The sequence below is a fragment of the Paenibacillus sp. 2KB_20 genome (genome assembly GCF_052115765.1).
Classification (GTDB): domain Bacteria; phylum Bacillota; class Bacilli; order Paenibacillales; family Paenibacillaceae; genus Paenibacillus_AQ.
Genome location: NZ_JBFRHH010000018.1, coordinates 16,981 through 33,415, shown reverse-complemented (window position 1 = coordinate 33,415; position 16,435 = coordinate 16,981). Strand labels below are relative to the sequence as shown.

The 16,435-nt window shown below is 51.4% G+C and carries 11 protein-coding genes and 2 pseudogenes; 9 read left to right on the top strand and 4 right to left on the bottom strand.

The window, feature by feature from the left end; genetic code table 11:
* Window positions 1-136: 136 nt before the first annotated feature.
* The 3 genes and pseudogenes from AB4124_RS30350 to AB4124_RS30340 form a co-directional block, all read right to left on the bottom strand.
* A pseudogene (locus AB4124_RS30350) lies at window positions 137-439 on the bottom strand (transposase); the annotation flags it as partial.
* A complete protein-coding gene (locus AB4124_RS30345; RefSeq protein ID WP_441975138.1) occupies window positions 346-600 on the bottom strand; it encodes a hypothetical protein in 255 nt (84 codons plus the stop codon). The gene AB4124_RS30345 and the pseudogene AB4124_RS30350, both read right to left, overlap by 94 nt.
* 118 nt (window positions 601-718) lie before the next feature.
* Window positions 719-2,764 (bottom strand): serine hydrolase, encoded by a 2,046-nt coding sequence (locus tag AB4124_RS30340; RefSeq protein ID WP_441975137.1) that lies wholly within the window; start codon window positions 2,762-2,764, stop codon window positions 719-721.
* A gap of 328 nt (window positions 2,765-3,092) precedes the next feature.
* On the opposite strand from AB4124_RS30340, the gene AB4124_RS30335 reads away from it, so the two are divergent.
* The 4 genes and pseudogenes from AB4124_RS30335 to AB4124_RS30320 all read left to right on the top strand — a co-directional run bounded on the left by AB4124_RS30335 (window position 3,093) and on the right by AB4124_RS30320 (window position 8,366).
* Window positions 3,093-3,827 (top strand): alpha/beta fold hydrolase, encoded by a 735-nt coding sequence (locus AB4124_RS30335; protein ID WP_441975136.1) that lies wholly within the window; start codon window positions 3,093-3,095, stop codon window positions 3,825-3,827.
* 110 nt (window positions 3,828-3,937) lie between these two features.
* Window positions 3,938-4,762 carry a MerR family transcriptional regulator gene (locus AB4124_RS30330; protein ID WP_441975135.1) on the top strand — a complete coding sequence of 275 codons (825 nt, stop codon included), beginning with the start codon at window positions 3,938-3,940 and terminating at the stop codon, window positions 4,760-4,762.
* Window positions 4,763-4,814: 52 nt separating this feature from the next.
* Window positions 4,815-5,836: pseudogene (locus AB4124_RS30325) on the top strand (serine hydrolase domain-containing protein).
* 325 nt (window positions 5,837-6,161) lie between these two features.
* Window positions 6,162-8,366 (top strand): heavy metal translocating P-type ATPase, encoded by a 2,205-nt coding sequence (locus AB4124_RS30320; protein ID WP_441975134.1) that lies wholly within the window; start codon window positions 6,162-6,164, stop codon window positions 8,364-8,366.
* Between the two features lie 265 nt (window positions 8,367-8,631).
* Here the strand turns inward: AB4124_RS30320 and AB4124_RS30315 are convergent, their stop codons facing one another.
* Window positions 8,632-10,617 (bottom strand): beta-galactosidase, encoded by a 1,986-nt coding sequence (locus tag AB4124_RS30315; RefSeq protein WP_441975133.1) that lies wholly within the window; start codon window positions 10,615-10,617, stop codon window positions 8,632-8,634.
* A gap of 134 nt (window positions 10,618-10,751) precedes the next feature.
* Here AB4124_RS30315 and AB4124_RS30310 point away from each other — a divergent pair, with 134 nt between their 5' ends.
* From AB4124_RS30310 to AB4124_RS30290, 5 genes are all read left to right on the top strand, one after another.
* Entirely contained in the window at window positions 10,752-11,696 is a 945-nt protein-coding gene (locus tag AB4124_RS30310) for a helix-turn-helix domain-containing protein (protein ID WP_430107478.1), read from the top strand.
* 33 nt (window positions 11,697-11,729) lie between these two features.
* Window positions 11,730-14,039 (top strand): helix-turn-helix transcriptional regulator, encoded by a 2,310-nt coding sequence (locus AB4124_RS30305; protein WP_441975132.1) that lies wholly within the window; start codon window positions 11,730-11,732, stop codon window positions 14,037-14,039.
* A gap of 62 nt (window positions 14,040-14,101) precedes the next feature.
* A complete protein-coding gene (locus AB4124_RS30300; RefSeq protein WP_441975131.1) occupies window positions 14,102-14,302 on the top strand; it encodes a hypothetical protein in 201 nt (66 codons plus the stop codon).
* A 170-nt stretch (window positions 14,303-14,472) separates the two neighbouring features.
* Window positions 14,473-15,498, top strand: a complete 1,026-nt coding sequence (locus AB4124_RS30295) for an ABC transporter permease (RefSeq protein ID WP_339293328.1) — start codon at window positions 14,473-14,475, stop codon at window positions 15,496-15,498.
* Between the two features lie 15 nt (window positions 15,499-15,513).
* Complete coding sequence (locus AB4124_RS30290; RefSeq protein ID WP_441975130.1) at window positions 15,514-16,398, top strand: carbohydrate ABC transporter permease; 885 nt, start codon at window positions 15,514-15,516, stop codon at window positions 16,396-16,398.
* The last annotated feature ends 37 nt before the right edge of the window (window positions 16,399-16,435 follow it).

The following is a 16,435-nucleotide window of genomic DNA, read 5'->3' as shown; positions in this document are numbered from 1 at the left end:
CTTGACGTACGGCTCTCATAAACAGAAAGTGTGTCAAATAAAGCCATGGCGGTGCACAGGATGTTATTCCCACACCGCTATGGCTTCTATTTTGATATTTGGCCGCCTTCTTGAGCAAATTATGGGCAAGCGAAAGTCATCTGCCCTCCAGGCTCACTTTATGCAAGCCCCGAAGCAGAAATCGCCGGAATCCTAGGTTATTTTTGATCTGACCAAACACACTTTCCGGTTCGACCATTCGCCGAACCGACAACGCATGACCCTCCTCGCTTCGAAGTTTCTCCCTTGCTTGCTGCTTGTAACGAAGATACTTGAGGCTTACGGTGATTTCCTCGGTGCCTTGGGCTATCGTACATGTTTTTTTGAGCGGACAACCTTCGCAGATTTCGCTTCGATCGAGCCGCTTCCGTATTTCATATCCACTTTCCGTCGTTTCCTTTTATAGGCACTCACAAAGATTCGGTCGTCCAAACGGTTGATGGCTTCATTGACGACGCGAACCAGATGGTCCTCGGGGATATCTTCCTCCAAATCCATTGGCAGATGGGGGCAACAACGATGGTAGGAACGATTCGCACATGGAGCGTCTTCTAACAGCAAGAAGAGGGCCTCTCGCAAGATCTTAGGTCTGGCGGGACACACCCCTTCTGCCTTGTGCTTATTATTCCGTTTTATATGCGATATCCTGCTAAGACAAGAATGTCCATATCAGGCCAAATTAAAAACCAAAAGCCTGTTGAATCAGTCTGGCATAAATGGCGGCAGCTTCCTTACGCAGAAGTTTATCGGACGGCCGGTAATCCGCGGCCCCGTTTGCGTCTTTTGTCACCTCGGGTCCATGCATCCCGGATCCGACCATGAACTGTACGGCTTCATCTGCCCAGGCAGCCGGTTTTGAGCTGAGTTTAGCTGGAACCGCCTTGGCGCCAAGCGCGTTGTGTGCCACACGCCATATTATAGCAGCAGCCTCTTGGCGCGTGATTGGCTGATCGGGTTCAAAGTTCTGGGTCGGCGTGCCGGTGACGCCCCCCATGTCCGCGACATTCTGCACATAACCAGCGAGTGGGTGCCCTTGCATATCCTTAAATGAATTCGTGCCTTCGCTAGGCTTCATCCCGGCCAGTCGGCTGATCGCGCTGACAAACTCTGCCCGCGTGATCGGTTCATTCGGTCGGAAGCTGGATTGCTCATTCTCGTCAAAAGCCTTGAGGGACTGAACAAAGTAGATATCCTTGGCATAAGGACTCCCTTCCGGGACGTCGTTGTAAGCAGCAGGCTCCTCGAGCTTCTCGGACATGCTGTCTATCGCCGTGTAATACATATACGCCACATTGCCGTTATCATCTTCCTTGAAGGCGGCCGGCGTACCGTTCTCATCCACGAAACGCAGCGGACCCACCGGCGTGAGTTTATGTTCGCCCAATGCATCCAAGACCAATAACTCACCTTGGCCAGCCTTCACCTGTGTGGCGATAATCGGTGTTCTTAAGCTCCTGAATATGCCCTCGAATTTCTTGAGCTGCTCCTGATTGAGCAGGAAGTCATTCTCCTGAACCTGTTTCTTCGGATAAAAATGATCCATGAATGCGGTGAAAAATTCGGCTCGGATCGATGTGCTCGCGTCACTGTTAACAACAATCATGGCTCCGACATTCTGGTCGGGAAGGAGCCAAAGCCAGGAATGATAGCCATCCAAATCGCCACCTTTGCCAATCAGGGTTTGGCCGTTGTGGCTGCTGTGCATAAACGACTCGAAACCGTATGACATCAACGGAAGGCCGGCTGCATCATAATGCGTCTGATGCATCAAGCGCATCGTTTCTTCCTTCAGGATGCGGGAAGATCCAAACTGGCCTTTGTTTAGGTGGGCGGTAATGAAATTGGCCATATCGGTACCGCTGGCAAACATGCCGCCTTCCGGCGCGATAGTAGGTATGTTCGGATATGGCTTATACGGATGACGTTCGGCATTGTAGCCTGTGGCAAGGTTCGCGATGATTTCATCATCCATCCGAAATGCAGCGTGTTCCATTTTTAGCGGGGTGAAAATATGCTTTTTTACATAATCCTCAAACGGTTCCCCTGATACCCGCTCGACAATGTAGCCCTGCATGGAGGAGGCCAGATTATCATACCGGTAAACCTCCCCGGGCGTGCGAACCACAGCTGGCGCATTGAACCGGATAAAGTCGGCGAGCGGAACCTCGCCCTTCTGAACGATATGCGGCGGAACCGAGGAGCTGTCCGTATAGTCAAAGCCTGTCGTATGGGTCAATAAATGCTCAACGGTGACGGGCGTCCCGGTGTTGTTGGTGATTTTAACATCTGGCATATAATCGGTTATGTCTTGCTTCAGGTCGATTTTTCCCTCCTCTACCAGTTGCATGATCGCCGTCGCGGTTATCGATTTGGATATCGAGGCCATGCGGAACAAGGTTCGATCAGGATCAATCTTTTTCTTGGATTCAAGGTCGGCATAGCCGTAGCCCGTATTCAACAGCACCTTGTCGTCTTTTACAATCACAACAAGCGCACCAGCCAGCATGTCCGAAACATGAGGCTTGGCAAAATAGGCATCGGTGAACGCCTTGACTTCTTTGGAGCTCAGTATCGGTGTTCCCGCATGCTGTGTTGCGATTGTACCTGAGGCGGTTTTTGCCGTATCGGCAAAGATATCGGCAGGGAAAGCCAGCAGGCTAGCGGACAGCACGGAGGCTGTCAGTACACGAATGGTTCTAGATTTGCTTTGTTTATTTGGCTTCATGGGTTCCTCTCCTTGTCAATCATATTACATTTCCACTTAATGGTAGTCGATGGAGGTAGAAGGAAGAACGGTCCGCAGAATGAGTTTCAGCTGGCTCTTTGGAAGGAGCCTGGCCTCGACTTTGGTCTAGGGAGATTGAATATCTGAGAAGAAATCACATTGTTTTATACTTTAGATTAAATTAAAGTATAATTATTGTAGTTATATCAGACATAAAGCTATCATTATATATACTTTTTATTTTATAATGGTATAAACATATATATGACAGGGGATGAGGAGACTGAATCTATACATCAAGGAGAGCGGAAACAAGCAAGCAGCAAGGATGATCGTATTTTTACATGGCGGTGGTGTGAGCGGCTGGATGTGGAACAAACAGCTTACCTATTTTGAAGACAGCTTCTGCCTGATTCCTGACTTGCCCGGACATGGGCGCAGCCCCGGCAAACCGCCTTTTTCCATAAGCCGCACCGCGGAGCAGCTTAACGAGCTGATTTCAACTAAAGCTGACGGACGAGAGATTGTTGTTTTCGGCTTTTCACTAGGGGCGCAAATTCTCGTGGAGATGATGTGTCAACGACCGAGCCTTATTGATTATGCCATTGTAAACAGCGCATTGCTTAGGCCGATGCCGGCAGCGCTTAAGCTGATTGAACCTTCTGTTCGATTAAGCTTCCCGTTAACAAGATACAGATGGTTTTCCAGATGGCAGGCAAGCGCGCTGTACGTGAATGAGGTTGATTTTGAACAGTATTACACGGAAACTCTGCGTATGAAGCGGGAGCTATTGGTTTCGGTGCTGAAGGAGAATATGTCCTATTCAATCTCTCCAAGGATTCAAGAATCAACAACGAAGCTATTGGTGACGGTTGGGGAGAAGGAGAGAGGCAGTGTTAAGAAATCGGCTGAGGATCTCGTGCAGCTGAGCGAAAGCTCTGACGGGATCATCTTTCCCGGTGTTGGGCACGGCATACCGCTTGCCGATCCGGCGCTGTTTAATCGGGTAGTGGAACATTGGCTTAACACCGGTACAATTCCGGAAGGTACTCCTCATTTATAGTGGGACTGGCAGACCCAACCCCTCCTCATAATTTGCTGTAGACTTTGCCCTTAGGGCAAGGTGTATAGTGATCTTGAACCAAGATCCGAAACCAGAAAAGAGGTGCACCTTTGCTGTCGATCGGAGAATTCTCCAAAGTATGCGAAGTATCTACAAAGACGCTTCGATATTACGATGAAATTGGGTTAATTCATCCGGATCAGATCAATTCGGAAAACGGTTATCGCTATTATTCCATCAGTCAATTAAAGACAATGCTCTATATCAACCGTTTGAAGTCCTATCATTTTTCGCTTGAAGAAATCAAAGAGATTCTAGAAGGTGAAGCGGATCAATCCGAAGAGAAGCTTCGCCTCGCCCTTAATCGCAAACGTCGGGAAATTCATGAGAAGTTAAACGCATATGAATATACCCTAAAGCAAATGAACCAGGATATCTTGAATCTGGAGCAGGGCATAGACCTGATGTCATACCTGGATGATATTGAAGTACAGCTTGTTGAAACGGGGTCTATGAATATCCTTTACATGCGTCAGATAATGAGCAGTGATGACTATGCTGTAGGATACGGCAGGTATTACAGCAGGTTATATGAAAAGATTGCTAGGGAGAAACTCACCTTGGTTGGAACGCCCATGACGATATATCACAGCCCGGAATTTAATCCTGCAGGCAATGACACAGAGTTTGCTCTCCCGATCAAGGAGGCTGTAAAGGGAACGAGAGATTTGTGCGGGGGCCTTTGTGCGAGATCTGTTTTAAAGGGGGCTTATTCTAATTTGACATCGGTATATGCCAAGCTGAGAGAATGGGTAGAGAATGAAGGATATGCATTGACTCAATCACCCTATGAAGTCTATGTAACCGACCCGTATCAGGCCTTGACTGCCGAGGAAATGGTTACCGAGGTGTATTTTCCCGTGGCGAAGAAATAAGGATGTACATATACCATACGGCTTGAATAACGAATTCTGCGAGGTATTTATAATGAAAAGAAACTACTGGCCGACGACAGCATGGCACACCCTAGCCCCGGCGACCATGGGAATGGACGCTGACAAGCTATCTGGGCTGGATTCATTGATCAAAACCGAATATCCCGAAATGAATGGTATTGTCATGGTTAGAAATGGAGCTATCGTGTATGAAAAATATGATCATGGATATGGTCCGGAGGATAGGCACCACGTTGCATCGGTTACGAAAAGTATCATTTCCGCACTTATAGGCATTGCTATAGATGCAGGTTATATTCAACATGTAGACAGAAGGTGCTGGATTTTTTTCCTGAATATGAACAAGAGACTGCCTATCGACTAAAACAAGAAATTACGATACGCCATCTTCTCACGATGACCGCGCCTTATCCATTTGAGGACTGGCACGAACCCTTGGACAAACTGTGCATGCAATCAGATTGGGTACATTATACGCTGGATATGCTGGGCATCGGTGGAAGCCTGGGAGCATTTAAGTATTCTACTGCAGGGGTGCATCTCCTTTCAGCGATCATAACTCGGAGCACGGGAACAAGCGCCCGCGCGTTTGCTAACGAACACTTGTTTAAACCAATCGGCATGAACGAAATTCCGGATTATGACATGAGCTCATTCGGATTTGATGATTTATTCGGAAAAGACGTCAGGGGATGGGTCAAAGACCCGGCCGGTAACTCTACTGGAGGGTGGGGGCTTACGTTAAGTCCTCGAGATATGGCTCGTTTTGGCTTTCTTTATCTGAACCGCGGCACATGGGACAATCAACCGATTATATCGGGGGCATGGATTGACCAATCAACGGCAATGAATTCTAACCATTATGGATATCTGTGGTGGCTGCGGGACGAGGATCGGGTATCTGCATTCTCGGCAGTAGGCGATGGCGGCAATATCATTTGCTGCATTCCCCAAAAAGACTTGGTTGTCGCCATTGCATCGGCATTTACCGTCAATCCTCAGGATCGATGGACTCTAATTAAAGAACACATCATCCCGGCGATCATCGACTAAATATAATCTTACAAATTGATGATGTTAAAAGAACAAGAATATCTACGCGTATGAAGGGGCTGTTCTAAAAGATCTTAGATCTTGCGGAAGGCCCCCTTCTTGCTGTTAGAAGACGCTCCATGTACGAATCGTTCCTCCCATCGCTGTCGCTTGTCCGGAATCGATTCGTCCTCTCCGCTACGGAGCTTTTATGATTACTGCACATTGCTTTCAGGCAAAAACCGCGATAGATGGCTCTTCTTAACCATTCTGATGTTACGTGTATTTTCATACAATGTATGGACAAGCGAAAGCAGAAATAAGCAGAGAGTGGGGAGGAACCGTTGTGAAGCTGCATCAAATCCATGTGACGGGCATGACTTGCACAGCTTGTGCAGCCCGGATCGAAAAAGTTCTTCGGAAAGTGGAAGGCGTTCAATCTGCCCGTGTCAGCCTCGCCTTATCTCAAGCCACGATTCATTATGAACCGACGCAGATTGGATTAGACACGATCTTGGAGAAAATCGAAAAGCTTGGCTATGGAGCGATCGACAGGCTGTCGCATCCGCAGGCAGGGATCGAGTTGGAGACGGGGGCTTATCGCATTCGGTTCATCATCGCCGCTGGTTTATCCGTCCCACTCCTATGGGCGATGATGGCCCATGTTGCCGATTGGCCTGCACAATGGACGCCGGATTTGCTGATGGAGCCTGTATTTCAATGGGTGCTCGCTACGTTGCTTCAGTTTGGCGTCGGATTTCCTTTCTATTACGGAGCTTACCAGGCTATGATCCATCGTACAGCAAACATGGATACCCTTGTTGCGTTAAGCACCTCGGTGGCTTATTTCTACAGCCACTATGTCATGTTTGAATCCAGGCACAGTCTAGCGCATCCAACGCTTTATTTTGATACGATTGCGATGGTGATGACAGCGGTACTCCTGGGCAAGTGGCTTGAGACCATGGCCAAGGGTAGAGCGTTGAAACAACTTAGTGCATTATATGAGCTTCAGGTTAAACGGGTTCGAGTCGTCCGCAGTCATGGGGAAGAATGGATTTCTGCGGATCAAGTGCAGATCGGGGACCGGATCCGAGTGAACCATGGAGAATGGATTTCCATTGACGGCTTTGTTCAGTCGGGATCGGCGGATGCCGATGAATCTATGCTGACAGGTGAAAGCACAGCGGTGGCCAAAGGCATGAGGGATCGAGTTTACGCCGGAACGCGTTGTCTGGTCGGACGTTTGGACATCGTGGTTGATAAGAATCATGGCGAAACCCGTCTATCTCAAATGATTGGGCTTATCGAGTCTGCACAACAGGGGAAACCGGCCATTCAGTTAGCCGTTGACCGTATAGCGGGGATATTTGTTCCCGTGATGATCGGTTGTGCTGCACTTACTTATGCGGGATGGCTCTGGTTTTCCCAGGCTCCCGATGCATCCGAAACGGCGATGCGCCACGCGCTGTCTGTTTTACTGATCGCCTGTCCCTGTGCGCTTGGTTTGGCTACGCCGGTATCCATCCTGATCGCAACCGGATCGTCTGCCCAAAGAGGCGTTCTATTCAAAGACGGCCGGTCTCTAGAGGGGTTGCGTAGAACCGATGTTGTATTGTTGGATAAGACAGGCACGTTGACGGAAGGAAGACCTCAACTCACAGCGATTCACACTGCGAACGGCAGCAACGCTGCCTACGCGCTATCCATGTCGGCAGCGCTGGCTTCTCGGTCCGCTCACCCGTTAGCACAAGCCATCGTACGAGCCGCCCAAGACAAACATTCCCCACTTTTGGAAGCACAAAAATTCCAAGAGCGGGTTGGGAAAGGGATGGAAGGCTATGTCAAAGGAGAGCACATATGCGTGGGAAATCGGAAATGGCTGCTGGAGCAGGGCATACAACTGGAAATTCCACCAGATAAACCTGGCTATACAAGGCTTTATGTCGCCGTGAACGGGAAGTGCATCGGATCGCTTGTATTGATTGACAAGCTAAGAAAAGATGCCCGGAAGATTGTACAGGAGTTAAAGCGAAGAGCCGATGTGTGGATGGTAACCGGAGATGAGGAACAGGCCGCCGTGGCGGTGGCGGCCGCGGCAGGGATCGATCAGATGCGTGCAGGCATGCTTCCTGAAGACAAGCTGGCATTCATTCGCGAGCTTCAACATCAAGGACGTTCCGTTGCCATGATTGGCGATGGCATAAACGATGCAGCTGCGCTGGCTGTGGCAGATGTCGGCATGGCGATGGGCGGGGGAGCGGATGCGGCTAAACAGGCCGGCGACATCGTGCTGATCGGAAACAAGCTTTTCAACATAATCGATGCGTATACATGGAGCCGCCAAACGATGCGGAATGTCCACCAGAATTTGCTATTTGCTCTGCTGTATAACGCCATTTCCGTGCCATTGGCTGCATGTGGTTATTTGGATCCACGCATCGCTTGCATCGGCATGGCGGCAAGCTCCGTGCTTGTTGTTGCGAATGCGCTTAGATTGCAGCTTAAGGTGCAGAGATTAGATAAGAACCGCATAACCGTGAATGGTTGAATGAATAAGCCGTAACGCTATGGTCACGATCACGAGGATGAATTGTATTATTTCGATCCATGTAAAAGCAGAAGGAATGATATCGATCAACAAAGTCGCGTAATCGCGGCTTTTTTTCTTTTAACTTCATAAGCCAATTCAATAGGTTTATCCAGAATCGTAAAAAAAGAGCACATGCGAACCGAGCTCTAAATGATAAAATATGAAAATGCCGCAGTCCAAGGAATGCGGCTATTTCTCAATGCAGAGTTAGCAAGCAGAATATCTAGGCCAACTCCAGCACAACCATCTGGTGATTATCCAAATAAGGAACCGTATAGCTGATTTCGCCTTGGTTACGAATCTGATATGGAAGATCCTCCATCGAGGGGGCCAGGTAGACCCGCTTGATCGAAGCGGCAGATGGGAGACGCAAGCTGGCGGATATATTCTGCAGCGGAACGATGTCCTCGATGACCTCCACGCGGCCCTTCATTACGGGGGAAGCATACAGGAGATGATGAATATAGCGATTTTCCACAGTCTGATACTGCAGCGTCGCTATGCCCCGTGCAGGCAAATCGCAGTGCAGGGTAGGCTGCGGCAGGAGCCGGTCAATCGCGTGCAATACCATCTCTTTCAGAATGAGATGGCCGTTGTCCGCATAGTCGCCGAACACATTCCAAGCGATGTAGATACCGTTTGTGCTTTCAATCATGCCCGGGCCGTCGTCTTCTCCAGCGCTTGGCGTGTGCTGATGCGAGCAGAACGTGAATACGTCCCGGTTGAAATACGGATTTTCCCGACTGCCAAGCGCCTGGCCGCCATTCAATTCAACCTGCTGTCCCTCGCCGTACATGACAAACGAAGCGGGCAGAAGGGAGCCTGGAGTAAAGTTCGGACGGAAATATGACGGGTGGTAAGGGCTGGCGCCTTTCCAGTTCAGTCCAAGATCGAGCGCAAACACGTTGCCGGCTGGATCCAAACCCGAGCGGCCCGGGGCCAGAACCTTGCCGCCGCTTGCGGTAAATGCGCGGATGGCTTCTCCCAATGCCGGCCATACCGGCACCTCGTCCGGCAATATCAGCACCTTGTAACGACCGAAATCCGCATCGGCATCCACGATGTCGTACAAGTAATGCCCTTCGGTCAGGATGCGCACCGCTCCGGCATCCGCCAGATTGTTCCGGTCTTCTGATTTCCGCGCTTCCGGACAAGCCTCCCAAGCAGCCTCCAGCGACAAGACGGCAATGTCCGCCACGGATGTCGTCTCGCTGCACCATGGCTCCTTTGCTTCCACCTCCGCGTAGGCGGTGCCGATCAAGGCGTAGGTCGCTTCATCCATCAGACCTGATGGGTGAAGCTGGTCGCCGATCGAGCACTTGGCGCCGTGCGCGAGGCTGAGCGCCGTTTCGAATCGCAGCGCGTTCGGATGCTTATACCCACCGAATTCACCCCAAGAGGTGTGGAATTTGCCCGTCATGCCGAGAAAATCCATGCCCAGCGTCTGCGCGTAGCGCGCCGAGAGCGGAAAATGATCGTAGCCCCAGCCCCCGGTTGGCAGGGATTCCAGCTCCAAATGGCTGTTGACATGGGCTAGGTCGCGGCGGCCGCGTCGTTGATGCCCGCTGTTATGAAAGACCGGCAGACCGGGCTTGATCCTGTCCACCGTTTCCCGTACGCGGCGGGCATAGTTCAGGTAGGTCGCCTCGCCCAAGGCGGCAATGGCCGCTGCATCCCGAGGATCTTGGCCGGCTGATCGCAGCGCTGCCACGCAATGCTGGCAATGACATTTTCGGATTCCGACGATATCAAGGAAAATGCCGTCCGCATCATAGCGGGAAACAACCTCGCGGATTTGAGCCAGCAAGAGGTCCAGGTAAGGCGTGTTGAAGCAAAACTCATGGTACCCGGGCGTCATGAAATCTTTGGCCCATCGCGTACGATCTTCCGCATCTCGAATCAGCCATTCGGGATGGCGACGCGCCAGCTTCTCGTCAAGGCCGGCGGACAAGTACACAGGCGTTTTGACGCCGATTTCGTGGGCGGCTGCAATCATTTCGCCTAGCAGATCGAACGAAAGATGCGGGTGTGTTTCATTGGCTTCGCTCGGGTGGTAAGCCCAGCCGTGATGACATTTAGAGAAAACGGTAATGGAGTCGACATGCCCGGCACGCAGCATGTTCTGAAACTGTTTTTTTGAAAACTGGCTTCCGATGCCCGGGATGGCCTCGGATGTATGAAAGTCGAGATGAACCTGACGAAATCGCATGTGTGAACAGCCTCCTTTGCCGCCTGATGAGAACGGTTTCTTTTGTACAATGTACCTCTTTAATACGCGGGTAACCAGTGATAATATAGACTTTGATTAGCACAAAATGGACTTGCGAAAAGGAGAGAACCGCTGTGCTGTGCTTAGAATTCGCCATTCCGCCGCTGCCGCAATTCGTAACGGCGGGACATGCCGTCTGGAAGCCCGGAGACCGGCATTTCGCCCGCACCTTCGGCGTCTACGACCTGCTGCTGGTAACTAAGGGAACGCTTTATATGACGGAAGAACAGACCGAATATGAGGTCTGTGCCGGAAAGCTGCTCGTGCTGGAAGCGGGACTGCGGCATTTCGGGCATCGTGCCTGCTTGGAGCATACGGAGATTTATTGGGTGCATTTCATCCATGGACATCCAGCTTCATACATCTCGCAGGAGGATATTCCTTGGTCGGCCCTGCTGTCCAAAGGCACGGTCGAGGATGTCGAACCGTCCACGCAGCAGCGCATGTACCTGCCGAAGTTCGCCTCCGTCGAGGTGCAGACCGTAGAGCCGATGCTGCGCGGGTTGAATGATATCCACAACCGGCTGAACGGGGAGAATGCGCTCAAGCTCCATTTATTGCTGGCCGAGCTGTTCGCCGCACTGCAGGCTGACTGCGCACGGATGACCGAACCGGAGCCTTCCATCCGACTGGCACAAGCCGCCGCCGCTTATTTAAACGAACACTGGAGGGAGCCGTTTGAACGGGCTGCATTGGAGGAGAAGCTGCATTTCCAGGCGAGTTATATCGCCAGATGCATGAAGAAGCATATCGGCAAAACGCCGCTCCAGTACGTACTTCATCTGCGCTTGGAGGAAGCCAAAAAACTCCTCGGCGGCACGGTGCTTGGCATTTCGGAGATCGCTGAAAGGGTGGGAATCCGCGATTCGAATTACATGACGCGCTTGTTTACCGCCAAGCTTGGCATGACGCCCGGCGCGTATCGGCAGATGCTGCGGCAGATGAAGGAAGAAGCGGGGGAAGGGACGGCTATTTTTTCGAAAATGCCGATTGACAACGAAAAACCCGCAGGATTATAGTAAAGCCACCTAACTTTGCAGGAGAGTGGTCCCATGAAGTTGCTGCAAACCCTCCGCTCTCGCAAATATTTGCAGCGGATTATCCTGAGCTTTATGCTCGTCGTCGCCATGCTCGCCATCGCCTCCCTCTTCCTGAACGCCGCTGCCCGTGATAAAGTCCTGAGCCTCCAACACGAAGCCGATCGCAAGCTGCTCACCCAAATCAACTACAATATCGAGAACATGAACGGGATCGTGAAGGATTTGGCGGTGTCGTTGTACAATGACGAAGAGCTGATCGCGCTGAAGTCCGGGGCGGATTATAAGCAGAGCATTCTGAAAATCGAACGTTTGAACCGGACGGTAGCCGCTTCGCCGTACTTGCACGCCGCCGTTTTTTACAACGGCAAGCAGAACCGTTTTTTCTCGTCGCTGAGCCATGATATGGACACGCGCGCCCTGTACGGCGCGCTTGAAGATTATATGGCTTCCCGAGCCGATCTGCCGAAGCTGCAGCTCATTCCGCTCGATCTTGACGGGGAGAATGAGGGCATCGACGTATTCGCTTTTTTCATTTATGACGGGCCGACCCTCGGTTCCGTTAACCGGAACGCCCTCATTTTGACAGTGAAGCCAGGCTGGATGCTCGACAATGTGAAAGCGCTTAATCGAGTGGCCGAACGGGAAAACGACGTCCTGTTCGTCACCGACGGCGATGGACAGGTGCTAATGGCAGGCGAGCGCAAGCTGCCGCCCGGGCTTGACATCAAGAAGGATTTACTGGGACGAATGGGCTCGACGGACAATGCACCGGACTCTTTCATCCATAAACAAGGAGAGAAGGATTATAAGGTAACCTATTTGAACAAAGGCTTGAACAACTGGCAGATCATCAGCCTGCAGGATTACGATGACGTGCTGGGCAGCGTACGCCAGATGAGATGGACCGAAATGGCCGTGACGCTGTCCGTTGCCCTGCTGGCCTTGCTCTTGTCCGTATTAATCTCACTGAGGCTGTATAAACCGGTAGGCCGTCTGCTTATGCTGGTTCCCCATGACGGGCGCGGTGATAGCAGGGCAAAAGATGAGTTGTCCCTCATCGCGGAGAATGTGACGGAGATGATAGGCAAACTCAAAGGCTTGGAGCAGGAACGGGCGACGCAATGGAATATCGCCAAGGTTTATCATTTGCGGAGCCTGATTAGCCTCAGCGATAGTATGGACGAAGATGCATTTCTACGGATTAAGGAGCAGTATGCGATTGATATAACGCATCCATCGCCGCTCCGGCTTGCGGTTGTACAGCTTGACGATCTGCAGAGCCTTCTCCTGCAGCCGGATTCCCAGACGGAGGCCCTGTATTACTTTGCTATCGCGAACATCGGCCAAGAACTGCTGCAACGTGGCGGTTCGTGCGAAGCCGCGGACATGAAGAGCGGCCATCTTGTCTTTATCGCCAGCGGCAATCCCAGTTACCTCGAGATGCTGGATGAACGGTTCCGGGAGCTTCAGGAGACCATACTCCGCTTTTATCGAGTTACGTTCACCGTAACGCTTAGCGATGCGTTCGAAGATTACCGCAGGCTAACGAAACATTACAACCTGGCGATGCGTCATTCCAACTATCGCATGATATTCGGTAAGGGCGCCGTGATCCAGCCGGAATTGATCCGCAGGAACGAGCGGAACGAATCGCTTACCATTCCGAAGGAACTGGAACGCCGGCTGACGGAGGGATTAAAGAGCGGAAATCCGGAAGAGACGGAGCAAGCCATTCGGAGCTGGAGGGAGCTGCTTGACGAGTTTAGCTTTGACGGCATGTTCTCGGCGCTGCTGCATTTGACCATGACACTGAGCCATACGCTGGGCGAGATGAATAACAATAATCTGAATCCGGTATCGGTTAATCTGCAGGCTATCAATCGGCGCATTCTCGAAAAAGAGACGCTGGATGAGATCGAGGGTGTGCTCCTGGACGTCGTGCGCGATGTATTCGAGCAGCGCAGGAGCGGAAGGGAGGACAAAAACCGGCTGCTTGTGGACACGGTCAAAGAAATGATCGAGAAGCATTACGCCGACCCGGACCTGAACGTCCAGAAGATCGCCGAAATGCTGAAGATGAGCGCCGTCTATTTGGGCCAAGTGTTCAAAGCCCAGGAAGGGACAACGGTGGTCGACCAGATCAATGCGACTCGACTTGCCCGAGCCCAACAGTATCTGGAGCAGAAGCATTTGACCGTGGCCGAAATCATGGAGAAGGTGGGCTTCGGCAATGAAAGCTATTTCTATCGGCTGTTCAAGCGCCGCTACGGAGCGACACCGAAAGAGTACCGTCTGAAATCAGCCATCGACCGCAGTACCTAAAATTAGAAATGTTTCATAAGACCCGCAGATGAAATTTACCGTTTGCGGGTCTTTGGTATGCCGTGCTTCGAAAAGAAATCCATCCGGTTACGAGCGAACAGGCGGATTCTATACAAGTGTTTATGCTGCAAGCCCTTATCGAACATTGGATCAGCGCGGAGCTGAAGAGTGCCGTCTCCTGCACCTTGGGCATCGCATCAGAAGCGGGAGCACGGTACTACCCTTTGTGCAGTCAAGGTCCCAAAATTCCCCAGGTACAGTAATCCTGCTTCTATACAGCCGGCTGTACAGCATTCCGTAATCCTTACAGCCCCCCCGTACAGCAATCCTGAAATTGTACAGTAACGCAGAACCCCGGGTTTGAGCTATCGTTAATCATGCAAAGCCTGGGATGCAGGCGAGGAGTGCATAAGAAAAGGAAGGGGCTTTCGCTATGTTGAAGAAGGTAACACTATCGGGTTCTATTGATGCAGACCCGGCTAACCGTTCGGGACCCGAATTGGGACCGAATCCTGGACCTGCCGGCGCACGCCAAAAAAAATCGGCGCTTCGCAGAGAGCTTCGCCATTTCCGCAACAACCGGGAGCTGTTTCTGCTATCGCTGCCCGGGATTCTTTACAAGCTGATTTTTGCCTATATCCCGTTAGTGGGATTGATCATTGCCTTCAAGCATTACCGCTACGATCTTGGCATATTCGGCAGCGAATGGGTTGGACTGGAAAACTTCCGTTACTTGTTCTCGACCGATACGGCTTGGCGGATCACGCGCAATACGGTGCTGTACAATGCCGCTTACATTGTAGCTACCACCGCTGCAGCGCTGCTACTGGCGATCCTAATGAACGAACTCAGGGCGAAATGGAGCAAATTTTATCAGACTGCGCTGTTCTTGCCCCATTTTTTATCTTGGGTGTTGGTCGGATACGTCGCCTATGCCTTCCTGAACCATTCCGACGGGTTCATCAACCGCACCTTACAGATGTTCGGGATGGAGCCGGTCAGTTGGTACCAGACGGCCGAGGCATGGCCAGCCATCCTCATTCTTGTTCATTTATGGAAGGCGGTCGGATTCAATACACTTATCTATTTTGCTGGCATACTCGGCATTAACAGCGAGTATTACGAGGCAGCGCGGATCGACGGAGCGACGAAATGGCAGATGGCGATGAAAATTACAGTTCCGCTGCTGGCTCCGCTGGTCATTATTCTGCTGATTTTGTCCATCGGCAACATGTTCCGCGGCGATTTCGGACTGCATTATTTCATTCCGAACAACTCCGGCTTTCTGTACGGCTCCACGGATATTATCGATACGTACGTATACCGTGCGCTCCGCGAGATCGGCAACGTTAGCATGTCGGCGGCTACGGGCTTTTACCAGTCGGTTGTCGGCTTCGTCCTGGTGCTGGTGGCGAACGGGGTCGTGCGCAAAATCAATCCCGAGCATTCCCTGTGGTAAGAAGGAGGACATCCGATGCCTAAGAAGTTCGAACTACCGAAACTGTTGATCCATCTGCTGTTCATCCTGCTCTCGCTGGCGGTCGTCCTGCCGTTTCTGCTCGTCGTCGCCGTGTCGCTGACGGATGAAGCTTCGCTCACCCGCAACGGGTATCAGTTTCTGCCCGAATCATTCAGTCTGAAGGCGTATCGCTACCTTCTGGATGCTCCTGACATTCTGCTGCGGGCTTACGGGGTTACGATTACGGTGACCGTCATCGGAGCGCTGGCAGGATTGCTGCTCACCGCGATGACCGCGTACGTCATCTCAAGGCCGGATTACCGCTACAACCGGGCAACAACATTCTACGTATTTTTCACGATGCTGTTCAGCGGAGGACTCGTCCCTTCCTATATCCTCATCACGCAGTACCTGCATTTGAAAGACAGCTTACTGGCACTCATCCTGCCGGTGCTGCTCTCGCCATTCAACATTATGGTCATGAAAGGATTCATGTCCAAAATTCCGCTCGAAATCGTGGAATCCGCCAAAATTGACGGGGCGAGGGAGCTGCGGATATTTTTCAGGATCATATTACCACTGTCTACACCGGCTTTGGCTACGCTTGGCTTGCTAATCTCGTTTACGTATTGGAACGAATGGTTCAATGCCATGCTGTACATCGACGATCCCAACAAGGTTCCCCTGCAGCTGCTGCTCGTGCGGACGCTTGGCAGCATTGAGTTCATTACTTCCAATTCGGAATTTGCGCAGCAGCTGGGTGTTGATTTATCCAGTTTTCCAAACAATTCGGCAAGAATGGCAATCGCGGTGCTTGCGGGTGGGCCGATGCTGATCATCTTTCCGTTTTTCCAGCGGTTTTTCGTGAAAGGGCTTACGGTTGGCTCCCTCAAGGGTTAACATACAACAACCAATTAAACACTCAGGAGGTCATGTT